9 protein-coding genes are annotated in these 16,826 nt (G+C 35.4%); 7 read left to right on the top strand and 2 right to left on the bottom strand.

Annotated elements, in window-relative coordinates; genetic code table 11:
• Nucleotides 1–80: 80 nt before the first annotated feature.
• Nucleotides 81–2,597, bottom strand: a complete 2,517-nt coding sequence (locus tag ACM9HF_RS08455; RefSeq protein WP_473617284.1) for an EAL domain-containing protein — start codon at nucleotides 2,595–2,597, stop codon at nucleotides 81–83.
• Between the two features lie 594 nt (nucleotides 2,598–3,191).
• Between ACM9HF_RS08455 and ACM9HF_RS08450 the strand changes: the two genes are divergently transcribed.
• The 7 genes from ACM9HF_RS08450 to metH all read left to right on the top strand — a co-directional run bounded on the left by ACM9HF_RS08450 (nucleotide 3,192) and on the right by metH (nucleotide 15,036).
• A complete protein-coding gene (locus ACM9HF_RS08450; protein WP_473617282.1) occupies nucleotides 3,192–4,286 on the top strand; it encodes an efflux RND transporter periplasmic adaptor subunit in 1,095 nt (364 codons plus the stop codon).
• An 8-nt stretch (nucleotides 4,287–4,294) separates the two neighbouring features.
• Nucleotides 4,295–7,357 (top strand): efflux RND transporter permease subunit, encoded by a 3,063-nt coding sequence (locus tag ACM9HF_RS08445; RefSeq protein ID WP_473617278.1) that lies wholly within the window; start codon nucleotides 4,295–4,297, stop codon nucleotides 7,355–7,357.
• A gap of 113 nt (nucleotides 7,358–7,470) precedes the next feature.
• The gene (locus ACM9HF_RS08440) at nucleotides 7,471–8,223 is read left to right on the top strand and encodes a sulfite exporter TauE/SafE family protein (protein ID WP_473617276.1); all 753 of its coding nucleotides are present in this window, start codon (nucleotides 7,471–7,473) and stop codon (nucleotides 8,221–8,223) included.
• 20 nt (nucleotides 8,224–8,243) lie between these two features.
• On the top strand, nucleotides 8,244–8,792 hold the full coding sequence (locus ACM9HF_RS08435; protein ID WP_473617272.1) for a phosphoglycerate mutase family protein: 549 nt from the start codon (nucleotides 8,244–8,246) through the stop codon (nucleotides 8,790–8,792).
• 249 nt (nucleotides 8,793–9,041) lie between these two features.
• The gene (gene recA / locus ACM9HF_RS08430) at nucleotides 9,042–10,079 is read left to right on the top strand and encodes a recombinase RecA (protein ID WP_077339552.1); all 1,038 of its coding nucleotides are present in this window, start codon (nucleotides 9,042–9,044) and stop codon (nucleotides 10,077–10,079) included.
• Between the two features lie 234 nt (nucleotides 10,080–10,313).
• Nucleotides 10,314–11,255: a homoserine O-succinyltransferase MetA gene (gene metA, locus ACM9HF_RS08425; RefSeq protein WP_473617267.1), complete on the top strand. Its 942-nt coding sequence runs from the start codon at nucleotides 10,314–10,316 to the stop codon at nucleotides 11,253–11,255.
• A gap of 88 nt (nucleotides 11,256–11,343) precedes the next feature.
• Complete coding sequence (gene metH, locus ACM9HF_RS08420; RefSeq protein ID WP_473618274.1) at nucleotides 11,344–15,036, top strand: methionine synthase; 3,693 nt, start codon at nucleotides 11,344–11,346, stop codon at nucleotides 15,034–15,036.
• Between the two features lie 77 nt (nucleotides 15,037–15,113).
• Here the strand turns inward: metH and radA are convergent, their stop codons facing one another.
• Nucleotides 15,114–16,493: a DNA repair protein RadA gene (radA, locus tag ACM9HF_RS08415; protein WP_473617264.1), complete on the bottom strand. Its 1,380-nt coding sequence runs from the start codon at nucleotides 16,491–16,493 to the stop codon at nucleotides 15,114–15,116.
• Nucleotides 16,494–16,826: the final 333 nt, after the last annotated feature.

Genomic DNA, 16,826 nt, shown 5'->3' with positions numbered 1-16,826 from the left:
AGAGCTAAAAATTAGCCTCATAAAAATTAAATGTAATAGAACAATTTCTTGATTAAATTTTAGTGCTTGTTGCTGTTAAGTTAATTTAATTTATCTTGATATATTTCCTTGATGCATTTGGGTTTGGCAATATGATAACCTTGTGCAAAATCAACGCCTAATTCATTCAATTTTATTAGAGTTGCTTCATTTTCTACAAATTCAGCGATTGTTTTTTTATTGAGTGCTTTCGCCGTTTCGTTGATTGCTTTTACTAGTGCCGCATCTGTTGAATCTTTTAGCATGTCTTTTACAAAAGAACCGTCAATTTTAACATGCTCTGCCGGAATTTGTTTTAAGTAAGTAAAAGTACTAAAACCCGTGCCAAAGTCATCAATAGCAAAGCTACAACCAATTTCATTTAAGCGGTTTACTAGGCGTTGAGTACCGGTAATATTTGATAAGCTAGCGCTTTCGGTGAGCTCAAAAATAATTTGTGAAGGTTTAATGTTGTATTGAGATAATCGTTCTTCTATATATAAAACTAAGCGATCATCGCTAAAGGCTTGAGCAGATAAGTTAATGGCAACTTTTTCTAATAGATCGTATTCATGCACTAGTTTCATGGCTTTATCTATTACATGGCGATCGAGTATATTCATATCACCTGCTTTTTCGAGGTGGTGTATGAATTTGTCAGGATAAACGAGCTGATCGTCAACAATAAGTCGTACTAGGGCTTCATAGCATTCTGTTTTACGCGTTTTTACATCAATAATTGGTTGGAAGTGTAATACTATATTGTCTTCACTGAGCGCTTTTTGTAGTTTTTGGGCCCATTCAAAACTTTGTTTAATTTCATCTGTCAGTTTGTCTTCTTGGGTAAAAGTATGAACTCGGTTTCGTCCATTATCTTTAGCGACAAACATGGCTATATCAGCTTGTTGTAAATAAATGTCGCTTGATAAAGCTTTACCGTCAATGGCTGAAATACCTATACTACAACTGACTTTATAAACTTTGTCACCAAAACGAAAACTGGCTTCTTCTATAGTTTTACAAATTTGTTGAGCTAATTTTTGTGCTTCTTTTACATTCGTGTTTTGCAGAATAATAGCAAATTCATCACCACCAATTCGGCATAAGTAATCGCTTCCTCTTACTCTTTCAGACAGTAAGTGTGAGATTTCTTTTAAAACCAAATCGCCTTGCTGGTGACCTTGTGAATCATTAATTATTTTGAAATGATCTAAATCTACGTAGAGTAACGAGTTTACAGTGTTAGAGCGGGCCGTTGCTTTAGCAATATTAACCAGTACGTCATCAAAGTAATAGCGATTATGTATACCTGTTAGCGTATCGTGTAAAGCGACGTGTTGTAATTTTTCTTCTGCTTTTTTTCTTAATGAAATATCATCAATAGTGCCAGATATACCCATGAATTGATGGTGTTCATCGTAATAAGATGAAAGTGTTAATTCACACCAAAAAAATGAGTTAGATGATGTTTTTAAAGTAAACTCTATTATTTCTTTTTCTTGTTTGCCTTGCACTAATGTTTGATAGGTTTCATTTAAAAACGGTTTTATTTTATCACTTGATTCATGAACATAATCAGTAAGATGTTTTCCTATACTTTCAGATATTAAATAACCTGTAGTTTGATGCCACGCACTGTTTAAGAAAGATATAATACCTTCAGCTGTTAGCTCTATAACAATATTATTTAGGCTATTTAATATTCTGTAATGAACTTTTGATAATGACTCAAATTTTTCTTGTTCTTGTCTTAGGGCTTGCGCTTTAGTCGAAAACTGTTCATTAGCTATAATAAAATCTTCGCGTTTCTCGGCAATACTACACACCTTTCTTAATTGTTCAGCTTTGAAAGGTTTTTGAATGTAATCAGAAGCCCCTTTTTTTAGCATTAATTCGGCTAAATCAGCATTGCCGTGTGCTGTCATTGCTATAACCGTTTGACTTGGTGCCATTGTTATAATGTGATCTAACACTTCATCGCCAGACATTCCCGGCATCATAATGTCTAAAAGTACAATGTCGTATGATTTATTTTTGAATTTTTGTAAACCAATCAAGCCGTTTTCAGCTAACTCAATGTCATAATTATGTCTTAACATGCGTTCAATGAGCTGAGCTGTATCGGAGGTGTCTTCAATTACTAATATTTTAGTTTTTTGGTTTAAATTATCTTTTCCTGTTATCGCTTCTTGAACAATACTTGAAAGTAAGTCAATTTCTTGAAATGAAACCACCTTATTTATATCAAATATTTTTGCGGTTGTTTCAGCAATACGTTCACTATGATTTTCAGTAATTAATATAACGGGAATGTCAGCGTTTTCGGATAATATGCCAGAGCGAATTAATCGAGTTAATTTCCAACCATCTACTTGTCCAATAGCGACTTCAGTAATAACAGCATCAATATTTTTTGAACGAAGAATTGCAACAGCTTCTATACTGTTTTTGGCATGAATAAGCAGCGTTTCACTGTTAGATAGATTTAAATTAATTTTATTAATAATCAAATCATTTGAAGTAATGATTAATAAGGTTAATGGTTTGTTACGAGAAGTTTGTAATTTTTTAAATAGCACTTTTTTTTCAAACTACTTGATGGCAATAGGGCTATATTTATATATTTTTTCAATTAAAGCAATGAATTAAATGTAAATATTTTTTTGAAAGGTCCGATTTGTTTCATGAGAAAATGTTAGTTTGGTGTTTGATGTTAGTCTGTAAATTAATATGTTTGAACTCGAGAAGCACCATTGCTCTGGAGTTCAAGCAACTTCTACTTTTTAACTTTTCTGGTTTTCTGCCTACTTTAGTTGAAAGGAGTATTTTAAATTTTTGATAAATATTTATAGTTATCCATGGTAGCTTTATTCTTTTTAAAAAATAAAGTTGGTTGTTAAATAAAAGGCTTATATCTTAAGTTTCATTTGTTACTATTGTTAACAATGATATTGTATTTATGTTGTTGTTTTACGTGTGTTTGGGCGTTTAAAAAAACTTGTTTAAAACTACATTTATAAATTTGTACTTATTAAATGAGGTGCTTTTAATAACAAAGTAAGTGGTAATTTATCGTGTTTTTATCATATTACAGCGTTTTATTTTATTAAAATAACTTATAGTTAAAGTACAATAAAGCGTATTAAAATTAAAATTAAAATTAGGGAAGCTCAGTGAAAATTAAAGTGTGGATAATTACTCTTATTGTTATTGCATTGGTATTGCTTGGTTTGTATTCATACAAGCAATATTTAATGTCGCCTAGTGGCGGTGCATCTGCTGGTGATTTTGAGCCTGCTGCAACTGTTGAAGCCACTGAAACTAAAATGAGTGTGTTTCAAAACACCGTTCAAGTTACAGGGAACATTAAAGCACCACAGCAGTTAATATTAAAAAACGAACTTGCTGGGAAAATCACTGGATTATTTTTAACTTCTGGAGAAATTGTTAAAAAAGGTAAAACGCTATTAACACTTGATACCAGTAACGAAGAGGCCAGTTTAATTGCGGCTAAAGCGCGTGTTACTTTGTCTGAGCAAACATTAAAGCGTTATAAAAATCTTGTTTCTCGTAATGAGATTAGTGCTGAATTAGTTGATAAAGCGACATCTGACCTCGCTATCGCAACATCTGAAGTTATGTCTCTTAATACTAAAATTGAAAAAAAGACCATTACCGCGCCTTTTGATGCTGTTGTTGGCTTACATAATTTAACACAAGGCCAATATTTAGATAGTAATAGTCAAATAGCTGATTTAGTTGGTGTAACTGATCATTTATGGGTTGAGTTTTCATTGCCTCAGTCGTTTTCTGAACTTGCTATTAATGAAACAGTCATGATTAACAGTTCAAATGGTTTAGCATTATCTGCCAATATTATTGCGGTAGAACCTGTACTGACTTCACAATCTCGTCATTTAACATATAGAGCGCAGTTTAGTGTGAAAAATAATGCCATTAAACCGAATTCATTAGTGAATGTAGTCGCTCCTATCAGTGATGTTGAAAACCGCATTAGTATTCCTGATGTAGCGTTAACTCATGACCAATTTGGTGATTACGTATTCATACTAACACCAGAAGAAGGTGGGCAAGGTAGTTATCGTGCTAAGCGTAAACAAGTGACGATAGCGCTGAAAAATGAAACAGACGTTGTATTGAAAAATGGTTTAGAAGAAGGGCAAACCATAGCGACTCTTGGTGCTTTTAAACTTCGTGACGGTATGAAGGTTTTTATCGCAAAAGCTGCCCCAACTGCTGAACAATAAGGAATATTATGGCCACACTTGAGTACAATAAAGCCAGCATAATGGATATGTTTGTTCGTAAACCCGTATTGTCTATTGTTTTGTCGTTAGTGATTTGTTTATCGGGCATATGGGCCGCGTTTGATATACCTGTTATTCAGTTTCCGCAAATGGAAAGCTCATCGTTAGTCATTAATACTTATTACACAGGCGCTTCAGCTAAAGTTGTTAAGGGCTTTATTACTGATCCTATTGAGCGTGTATCTTCTACAATACCAGGTGTTGATTATGTTGATTCAACAACAACAGCGGGAAGTAGTACGGTTACCGTTCATTTAAATTTGAATGAAGACAGTACAAAAGCTTTAGCCGAAATTAACACTAAGTTGAGTCAAATTCGCTTTGAGTTGCCTGAAGGAGCACAAGACCCTGTGGTGTCTGTTGTTCGTGCTGATCGATCTTTTGCGGCTTTTTATTTAAACGTTAATTCAAATAAAAACAATCCTTCTATGTTAAGTGACTACTTAACAAGACAGGTACTTCCAGCTCTTACCAGCATTGATGGAGTACAGAAGGTTGAACTCGAAGGCGGTCGAAAAATTGCCATGCGCGTAAATTTAAATCCTGAACGTATCGCCGCCTACAAGCTAAGCACCGTTGATGTTTTTAACGCTTTAAGAGCTAACAACACCATAGCAACTTTGGGATACAGCCAAAACGATCGTCAGCAAATTGATATTGTGACTAACTCTCAGTTATCTAGCGTTAAAGAATTCGAAGACTTGGTGGTAACAAAAATTAATGACGACGTTATTTATTTAAAAGATATAGCGAATATTTCTTTAGGAGCAGAAGAAGCGAATGTTACGGCAAGAATCAATAACACCAACACCATTTATATTTCAGTTTGGCCTTTACCAGGAGCTAATGAAATTTCAATTGGAGATGCACTTTATCAATCCGTAGAAGAAATAAATAAAACATTACCAGATGGTATTGATATTGAGTTTGCTTACGACGGCACGCTGTATATGCGTGACTCACTGAAAGAAATAATTATCACCTTATTTGAAACAATCACCATTGTGGGTTTAGTGGTTTTAGCCTTAATGGGATCGTTTAGAAGTGCATTAGTGCCATTAATTACTATTCCAATTTCAATTTTAGGTGCTATTTGGACTATGTCGTTAATGGGTTTTTCATTAAACCTATTAACTGTACTTGCCATTGTTCTATCTGTGGGATTAGTGGTAGATGACGCGATTGTTGTTGTTGAAAACGTTGCGCGCTATATGCGAGATGGTAAAACCCGTACTGAAGCGGCTCTACAAAGTTCAAGACAATTACTTGTACCTATTATATCTATGACATTAACCTTGGCTGCGGTATATGCACCGATTGGTTTTTTATCAGGTTTAACGGGTATGTTGTTTAAAGAGTTTGCCTTTACATTAGCAATTGCTGTGTTGTTCTCGGGTATTGTAGCTGTAACTTTGTCGCCTATTATGAGTGCCCATATCTCTCCGTCTGACGGAAAAGAGGGCAGCATGACCAAATATGTAAACGCTATATTTTTCCGTATTCAGCGTGCCTATGCAAAATTGTTAGATTTCGTTTTTACGATTAAAACTCAAATTGTTTTAGTCGCTGCCATTGTTGCAATGCTTACCGTACCCTTTTATTTATATTCTGCTAAAGAGTTAGCCCCCATTGAAGATCAAAGTATGGTAGTGGTTATTATTCAATCACCACCAGAATCGTCTATGGCGTATAACATAGAACATACTATTAAAATGGTAGATAAATTATTAACTATTCCTAACAGTGAAGCTATTTGGCAAGTGGTTTTTAAAAGTGGTGGCTTTGGTGGCTTAAACTTTGTAAAACCTGATGAACGTAAAGAAAGTGCTGAAGATCTTGTTCCTATGGTTTATATGAATTTAGTCGGGAACTCGGGGTTAGATTCACTTCCTATATTACCTCCATCATTACCAACAGCAGGGCAATTTGATGTTGAGTTGGTGATCAAATCGCCTGATTCTTACGAAACCATGAAAGGCTATACCGATAAATTGGTTGGTGCAGCTTTTGCCAGCGGACAGTTTTTATTTGCTGATACTGATTTGAAGATTGATTTACCACAAATGGAACTCAGTATAGATAGACAAAAAATTTCTGATTTAGGGCTTAGCTTTGCAGACATAAATCAACAGCTAAGTGTTTTTTTATCAAGTAACTACGTTAATCGATTTGATTCAAACGGCAAAGCTTATCAAGTTATTCCTATGGTAAATAATAAGGTAAGAGCTAACCCAGAAGATATTTTAAGTTTAACCATTAAAACGCCAAGTAACAGTTTAGTGACTGTTTCTAGCTTTGCTAAAATTAAATGGTTGATTGGTCCTAGACAACTCACCACATTTAATCAGCAAAACTCTATTAAAATCTTTGGCGGTGTTTTACCAGGGGTAAGTAAAGAAGCAGCATTAGCTACATTGGAAAAAGCGGCTGCTGATATATTACCTAAATCATATCGATTAGATTACGCGGGTGAGTCTCGCCAAATTAGATCTGAAGGTAGTACGTTAATGAGCGTATTAGGGGTTTCATCTATTATTGTATTTTTCATTTTAGCGATTCAGTTTAATAGTTTTAGAGATCCGTTAGTGGTGTTATTTGGTTGTGTACCTTTAGCTTTATCAGGCGCATTGCTTTTACCTTTTATTGAGTTAACAACAATCAATATTTATTCACAAATAGGCTTAATCACCTTGGTGGGCTTAATTGCTAAAAATGGTATTTTGATCGTTGAATTTGCTAACCATGTTCAAGAACAAGGTAAAACAAAATTAGAAGCGGTAACCGAAGCGGCTATAACACGATTAAGACCTATTATGATGACAACGGCGGCAACTGTTTTTGGGCATCTCCCATTAGTATTTGTAACAGGTGCTGGCGCAGAAGCACGTAACAGTATTGGTATTATATTAGTAGCCGGTATGTTAATTGGTACTGTGTTCACATTATTTATATTACCCGTGTTTTATTTATGGTTTGCTGAAAAACGAGAAAAAACCATTGATATTATGTAAGTAACGTACAATATTCGTTAGCATAATAAGGATAGGCAGGAGAACTCAATTCTCTTTAAAACCTATCCTTTTTTATTTCTTTAATTTAAACCACAATTGGAAAATATTCCTAAATGTTGTCTCTCTTTTCTTACGAACTCTCTTATAACGCTTTATTACTGTTATTTCTTGTGGCTTTTTTTATTGGTATGGCTAAAACAGGTGTTAGCGGTATTTCAATGTTTGCCGTGCCTTTACTCGCGTTAAACTTTGGTGGTAAAGAATCAACAGGCATTATGTTACCTCTATTAGTTATGGCCGATATTTTTGGTGTTTTTTATTATCACCGTAGCGCTAATTGGTACTATTTAAAAAAGCTATTTCCTTGGGCTGCTATAGGAGTAATTATTGGTACCTTGATAGGAGAATATGTTGATGATCAAATATTTCGTCAACTTATGGGGATTATTTTATTTGGTAGTTTGGCCCTAATGATTTGGCAAGAGCAAAATAAACGCGTAAATGTGCCTGATTATATGTGGTTCGCTATTTTAATGGGGCTATTAGGCGGTATAACGACCATGGTGGGGAACTTAGCTGGAGTGGTAATGGCCTTATACTTATTAAGTATGAGATTACCCAAAAATGAATTTATAGGAACAGCTGCTTGTTTCTTTTTAGCGGTAAATTTATTCAAAGTACCATTTCATATTTTTGTATGGGAAACCATCACTATAGATTCATTCTTATTGAATATCATAAGCTTACCGTTTATCGCATTAGGCGCATATGCGGGGGTATTTATTGTTAAAAGAATACCCAATAAACAATATAGGTGGTGGGTTATTGGTATGACGGTATTAGCGGCTGTTTTTATGGTTTTATAAAAAACTAGGATAAGGAAGATATGGAAATCGTTTTAATTAGGCATGGTAAGCCTGTCGCTGCAGTTAACAGCATGATGAATGCTATCAGCTATGTCAAATGGGTAAGGCAATACCACCTATCCGAAATATCAAATAACAGTAGGCCCAACTATCAACATGTTCAAGACTACAAGTCTCACTTTGTTGTATCAAGTGATCTTAAAAGAGCACTGCATTCAGCACATATATTTACCGGAAAATCACCTGAATTAATAGATCAAACATTAAGAGAAATGGAATTACCACGTTATAAACTTCCCTTATATTTACCTACAGTGGTTTGGCTTTATAGCTGTCGTATTTTTTGGTTACTTCGGTTTAAAGGGCACTTTGAAACTTATAAACAATCTAAAATACGCTCTATAAGAGCGGCACTTACTTTAATTCGATTAGCTGAAAAAGAAGAAAAAATAGTTGTTTTTGGGCATGGGCTAATTAATCGCTTTATTCGAAAAGTACTTATCAAAAAAGGCTGGAAATTAACAACTAAAAGTAGCGATTATTGGGGAGTAACTCAATTAAAATTATAACTGTACGCATTAATATAATTTACTGTATAAAACTAATAGAAATTAAAAGAGTAACTTTTTTTTAAATTTTTTTAAAAAGTTACTAATTAATATAAAATTGTTATTTTTCAATGGATAGCAAGTCTTGTTATTGATTTATTTTCCAGTATAAAAAATAAATTAATAAAAAACTTGATACTGTACGACTATACAGTATACTTGTTTCATTAAAATGAATTAAGCACCTAAATCATCTTGGAGCAATAAATAATGAACGAGAATAAAGAAAAAGCACTTTCTGCTGCGTTAAGTCAAATAGAACGTCAATTTGGTAAAGGCTCAATAATGAAGTTGGGTGATAACCGTAGTATGGATGTAGAAACAATCTCTACAGGTTCGTTAGGATTAGATATCGCACTAGGTGCTGGCGGTTTACCATTAGGCCGTGTTGTAGAGATATACGGACCAGAGTCTAGTGGTAAAACAACCTTAACATTAGAAGTTATCGCGGAAGCTCAGCGTAATGGAAAAATTTGTGCTTTTGTTGATGCCGAGCATGCACTTGACCCAATTTACGCAGGTAAACTAGGTGTAAATATTAATGAATTATTAGTATCTCAACCTGATACGGGTGAACAAGCTTTAGAAATTTGTGACATGTTAACGCGTTCAGGTGCTGTTGACGTAATTGTTGTCGATTCTGTTGCAGCTCTTACACCTAAAGCTGAAATTGAAGGTGACATGGGCGACTCGCATATGGGTCTTCAAGCAAGAATGTTATCTCAAGCAATGCGTAAACTTACAGGTAACCTTAAACAATCAAATACCATGATGATTTTTATTAACCAAATTCGTATGAAGATTGGTGTAATGTTTGGTTCTCCAGAAACCACAACGGGTGGTAACGCATTAAAGTTTTATGCTTCAGTAAGATTAGATATTCGTCGTATTGGTGCTGTTAAAAATGGCGATGAAATTGTCGGTAACGAAACACGTGTTAAAGTTGTTAAAAATAAAATAGCTCCTCCGTTTAAACAAGTTGAATTTCAAATTTTATATGGCGAAGGTATTAACAGCTTAGGCGAGTTAATTGACCTAGGTGTTAAGCATAACATGGTTGAAAAAGCTGGTGCTTGGTATAGCTACAATGGCGATAAAATTGGTCAAGGTAAAGCTAACTCAACAAAATATCTAGCTGAAAATCCGGCAATAGCTAAAGAATTAGATTCACGTTTACGCGCAGAACTTTTAACTAAGAAAGTACCTGAGAGTGAAAAAACTGAAAAAGTAGAAGAAGCTGCTGAATAATCAGCAATCGTTTTCACTAAAATCTCGGCATGTCCGAGATTTTTTTTGATCTAAATTTATAAAGCTTAATATTAAATTCAGCGGGTATTTTTAAAACTTATGTCATTATATTTTTTAAGTTAGAAAATATTACAATCTGTTTAGACGTCTATACGTTTAGATGTTGACATAGCCATAATGAAAAATGCTATAATCATTCAAGCTAAATTTTGTATATTCTATAGGTTGAGTCTTATGCCCATTAAAATTCCTGATCAATTGCCTGCTTTATCTATTTTGAATAATGAAAATATTTTCGTTATGTCTGAGAATAGAGCTGCCCGTCAAGAAATTCGCCCAATGCAAGTGGCAATACTCAATTTAATGCCCAATAAAATTGAGACAGAAGTACAAATATTAAGAATGTTATCGAATACACCACTACAAATTAATATTGAGTTTGTACGTATTCATGCCAACGAATCGAAAAATACACCTAAAGAGCACTTAGAAAATTTTTATTGTTTATTTGATGATATTAAGCATAAACAGTACGATGGGTTAATTGTTACAGGGGCTCCATTAGCTTTAATGGATTATGATCAAGTGACTTTTTGGGATAAAATTTGTGAAGTATTTGATTGGGCCGAAGACAACGTAACTTCTACTATGTTTTCGTGTTGGGGAGCTCATGCTGCTTTATACTATCATTATGGTTTGCAAAGGCATTTAAGAAAGCAAAAGCTTTCAGGCGTTTTTACTCATAAACCTAATGATATAAAAGAACCGCTCACGCGTGGTTTTGAAGACTTATTTAAAGTACCTCATTCTCGTTATGGCTACATAGATAGAGAAGATTATTTATCTATAGAAGGTCTCAAAATTATTGCCGAATCGGAGCAAGCCGGTGTGTATGTTGCTGCCAGTAAAAATAAAAAACAGGTCTATTTAACAGGTCATCCGGAGTACGACGCTGAAACCTTACATGAGGAATTTATGCGCGACATAAATGCAGGAGGAAAGCCTGCTATACCGGAAAATTATTACCCTGATAATAATCCTGAAAACGAGGTGAGTAGTACGTGGCGTAGTCATGGTAGTTTGTTATTTACTAATTGGCTTAACTACTACGTTTATCAAATTACCCCATACAAATTAGATGCAAATAACATAAAAGCTATTAACCCTAATGATTAAATAGAACCAAGGTTCTTTTTATAGTAAATACATTTATACCAGTTTCATTCATGAGATTGTTATTAACGACCTTTTATCGGAAAAAATGATGCAAAAGTCAGCCAGTTTTGAAACATTTGAACAACAACTTCGTAAAAATATTTTAATACTTGATGGTGCTATGGGAACTATGATCCAAGCATACAAGTTTGAAGAACAAGACTATCGAGGTGATCGTTTTGCCGATTGGCATTCTGATGTAAAAGGCAATAATGATATGTTGGTGCTTACTCAGCCCGATATTATTAAAGCAATACATACCGAATATTTAGCTGCTGGCGCAGACATACTCGAAACCAATACGTTTAATGCCACAACTATTGCTATGGCTGATTACGATATGCAAGAGTACAGCGCTGAAATTAACTTGGTTGCTGCACAAATTGCTCGCCAAGCAGCTGATGAGTTTACGGCTAAAAACCCAGAGAAACCACGTTTTGTTGCTGGTGTTTTAGGGCCAACAAACCGTACTTGTTCAATATCTCCTGATGTAAATGATCCTGCTTTTCGAAATGTAACTTTTGACGAATTAAAAGACGCCTATATTGAATCAACTAAAGCATTAATTGAAGGTGGTTCAGATCTGATCTTGATTGAAACTATATTTGATACGTTAAATGCCAAAGCCGCAATATTTGCGGTTGAATGTGTATTTGAAGAGCTCGGTGTGCGATACCCCGTAATGATCTCCGGTACGATTACCGATGCATCAGGTCGTACATTATCAGGGCAAACAACTGAAGCATTTTATAACTCTTTACGTCACGCTAAACCTATATCATTTGGTTTGAACTGTGCTTTAGGGCCGGTTGAATTACGTGAATACGTACAAGAATTAAGTCGTATATCAGACACTGCTGTATCTGCTCACCCTAATGCGGGTTTACCTAATGCATTTGGTGAATACGACTTCACAGTAGAGGACATGAATTCACACGTAAGTGAATGGGCTGAATCTGGCTTTTTAAATATTATTGGTGGTTGTTGTGGTACAACACCTGAACATATTAAAGGTATGGCTGATTCAGTTGCGGGTATAACACCTCGCGAAATTAAGCCACGCGAAGTCGCTTGCCGCTTATCTGGATTAGAAGCCTTAACGATTAATGGTGATAGCCTATTTGTTAACGTAGGTGAACGAACTAACGTTACCGGTTCTGCTGTATTTAAACGTTTAATTACTGAAGCGAAGTTTGATGAAGCTATCGCAGTAGCTCTACAACAAGTAGAAAACGGCGCGCAAATCATCGATATCAACATGGATGAAGGCATGTTGGATTCAAAATCCGCGATGGTTCGCTTTTTGAATTTAATTGCCGGTGAGCCCGATATCGCCAAAGTACCAATTATGATCGATTCCTCTAAGTGGGACATCATAGAAGAAGGCTTAAAATGTATTCAAGGTAAAGGTATTGTTAACTCTATCAGTATGAAAGAGGGAGAAGATATCTTCCGCAAACAAGCTGAATTGTTACGTCGTTATGGCGCAGCCGTTATTGTTATGGCTTTTGATGAAGTAGGTCAAGCAGATACTCGTGAGCGTAAATACGAAATTTGTCATCGTGCTTACCATATATTAGTCGATGAGATTGGCTTCCCAGCAGAAGATATCATTTTTGATCCTAATATTTTTGCTGTAGCTACCGGTATTGAAGAACATAACAATTATGCCGTTGATTTTATTGAAGCCGTAAAAGATATTAAAGACAACCTACCGTACGCCATGATTTCAGGTGGTGTATCGAACGTTTCATTTTCATTTCGTGGTAATAACCCAGTACGTGAAGCGATTCATGCCGTATTTTTATATCACGCCATTAAAAATGGTATGGACATGGGAATTGTAAATGCGGGTCAGTTAGCTATTTATTCAGATATCCCGAAAGATTTATTAAAAGCTGTTGAAGACGTTATTCAGAACAGTGATGACGGAGCTACTGAGCGCTTATTAGATTTAGCTGAAGGTTATCGAGGGCAAGGCGGCAAAGCGAATAATAAAGCTGATTTAACATGGCGCGAATTGCCTATAAATAAACGTTTAGAACATTCGTTGGTTAAAGGTATTAACGAATTTATTATTGAAGATACCGAAGCGGCGCGTTTAATTGCAGCTCGCCCACTAGATGTCATTGAAGGTCCGTTAATGGACGGCATGAACGTAGTTGGTGATTTATTTGGTGCCGGTGAAATGTTTTTACCGCAAGTGGTTAAATCTGCGCGTGTAATGAAGCAGGCTGTAGCTCACTTAAATCCGTTTATTGAAGCCGAAAAAACCGAAGTTAAGTCTAATGGTAAAGTGCTATTAGCAACGGTAAAAGGCGACGTACATGATATAGGTAAAAATATTGTAGGCGTAGTTTTACAATGTAATAACTACGATATTGTTGACCTTGGCGTTATGGTTTCAACAGAGAAAATTCTTCAAGTAGCAAAAGAAGAAAAGTGCGACATTATTGGTTTGTCAGGTCTTATTACGCCATCACTTGATGAAATGGTACATGTTGCTAAAGAAATGAAGCGACTAGATTTTAATTTACCTCTGTTAATAGGTGGTGCAACAACATCTAAAGCACATACAGCGGTTAAAATTGAACCTCAATATGATCATCCTGTTGTTTATGTGCCTAATGCATCGCGCTCGGTTTCTGTAGTAAGTGCCTTGTTGTCTGATGAACTTCGCCCAGCATTTATGGAGCGTCAAAAAGAAGAATATGTACGTGTAAGAGAACGTCATTATAAAAAAGGTCCTCGTTCTACGCTCATTTCATTACAAGATGCTCGTAAAAATGCTGTTCCAATAAGTTTTGATGATTACACGCCAACGACACCTAAAAAGTTAGGCGTAACAGTATTAGATGATATTGATTTATCGATTGTGAGAAAGTACATCGATTGGACGCCATTCTTTATGACTTGGCAACTATCGGGTAAATACCCATTGATCCTTAAACATGAAGTGGTAGGTGAAGAAGCAACTAAGTTGTTTGATGATGCAAATGCCTTGTTGGATGATGTGATAGGTAATGGAAAACTAAAAGGTAAAGCGGTATTTGGTTTATTTCCTGCTCATCGTGAAAATGATGATTTGATCCTTTTTACTGATGATACCAGAACCACTAAATTAGAACGCTTACATCAATTACGTCAACAAAGTAAAAAACCCGCAGGGCAGTTTAACCGCTGTTTATCTGATTATGTTGCAGATGAAGCGTCAGGCATTAAAGATTATGTTGGTGCCTTTGCTGTATCAGCAGGTTTTGGCGTTGAAGAAATTGTAAAAGCCTTTGATGCGAATCATGACGATTACAATAGCATAATGGCTAAAGCTGTAGCCGATAGATTAGCAGAAGCGACCGCAGAATATTTACATGAAAAAATCCGTAAAGAATACTGGGGTTATGCTAAAGACGAAAATCTAGAAAACGATGATTTAATTCGTGAAAAATATCAAGGTATTCGTCCTGCTCCTGGTTACCCAGCATGCCCTGAACATACTGAAAAAGGCTTGTTGTGGAAGTTACTTGATGTTGAAAATAACATTGGTATGGAGTTAACGTCTAGCTACGCAATGTGGCCAGGTGCTGCCGTAAGTGGCTGGTATTTTGCTCACCCAGAAGCTAAGTACTTTGCTGTAGCTAAAGTAGCGAAAGACCAAGTAGAGGATTACGCTATAAGAAAAGAGATGACTATGCCGCAAGCTGAGCGTTGGTTATCGGCTAACTTAGATTATGAACCTGAGTAATAGGTTTAATATTAAGTGATAAGTTGAAAGGCTACTGTTAAGTAGCCTTTTTTGACCTTGGGTCTACAAATAAGTGATTATTTAATTATCGCGAGTAACTCATGAATGGTTTTAACTGCAGAAATGGTCGCTCCTAAACCTTCCATAGACTTATGATAATTTCTAAACGGAATAATTATTTGAGAAAAACCATGTTGGGCGGCTTCTTTTACGCGAGGAACGCCGCTATCAATAGGGCGTACATCACCGTTTAGACTTAGCTCACCCATAATGCAAGTTGTGCGCGGGATAATAAAATCATTTAAACTGCTCAGTAGTGCGGTAACTAGCGCAAGATCAATACAGGTTTCAGATTCATCTATTTTTAAACCACCCACGATATTAAAAAAGGTATCATGAAAAATCTTTGTTTTTGTATGTTTACGTAATATCCCCGTGAGCATTTTTATACGGTTCATGTTTAATCCTACGCATACTCTTTGCGGAAACTCTGCTTCAGTTTCTGTCGTTAAACATTGTATTTCTAATAAAATATTTCGGTTACCTTTTCTAATGCAGGTAATTGCCGAGCCGGGTGATTCGGTAGTAGATCCTGAGAGAAAAATCTCGCTAGGGTTATCAACACTGAGCATACCTTTTTCACACATTCTAAAAATACCTACAGTGTCTATATCACCAAAACGGTTTTTGTTGGCTCTGAGTGTACGTATTTGGCCGTCGTTGGTATCAATATGTAATAACGCATCAACAATATGAACTAAGGTTTGCGGGCCTGCAATTTCATTGTTTTTATTTACATGAGCGATAAGAAACATGGTGACATTATTTTGCTTACAATATTGGGTAAGTAATTGCGCAGCACCTTTTACTTGAGAAGGTGAACCTGGGCTACCATTGGCGTTATCGGTAACTACCGCTTGAATGGAGTCGATAACAGCAAACTTTATTTTTTTTGAATCAAGTTCTGCAATAATTGATTCAACACTTGTTTCAGACAGCAAGTAAAGGTTATCTTCGTTATAATTCAACTTTAAACGATTTACTCTATTTTTAAACTGAGAAAGTGATTCTTCAGCCGTACAGTAAAGGGAAGCGGTTGTTTCAGACATGCGAGCAACTAAATCTGAAAGTAGTGTGGTTTTTCCTGCGCCGGGGTCGCCTGATATAATATTGACAGAGCCAGTAGTAACACCACCACATAACACTCGATCAAGTTCTCCTATACCCGTAAGTTGTTTTTCAGCTTCAACAGAGTCTATTTCATTTATTTTTTTTGAACCGCCACCTATACCACCGGCATAACCGCCGCTATTGCCAGTCGCTTTTTTAACCTGACTTGTGGGAAGTTTCATTTCGGTGAGTGTATTCCATGCTCCACACTTACATTGACCTTGCCAACGAGGATGATTCATTCCGCAATCGGTACACACAAATTCAATTTTTGACGGTTTTGCCATATGGTTTTACCTATTTTTAAACGTATTGTTTGATAAGTGATTTATATTGTTATAAATTTTTATCGTATAAATAATGTATGCAATATTAAATTTATCAAAAAAGGTCAAATTTATGACAAACCTTAGGAGTAATAATTAATAATGCTATAAGTTTTTTTAAGCCCAGCAAACAAGCGCTTGAGCAAAAACATTAACAGTTAATGATTTTAATCTTCTAGAGGCATGAAAATTGCTGTGTTTTGATAATTGTTTTGTGATATACAATTACATGAGTATTTTGTATATGACTAAATATACTGAATTGTTACCTCTTTTTAACTGATATACAAACTT

It is taken from the genome of Colwellia sp. RE-S-Sl-9 (assembly GCF_048296855.1).
Classification (GTDB): domain Bacteria; phylum Pseudomonadota; class Gammaproteobacteria; order Enterobacterales; family Alteromonadaceae; genus Pseudocolwellia.
The sequence above is the reverse complement of the archived record's forward strand: the minus strand, read 5'-3'. Positions and strand labels throughout refer to the sequence as shown.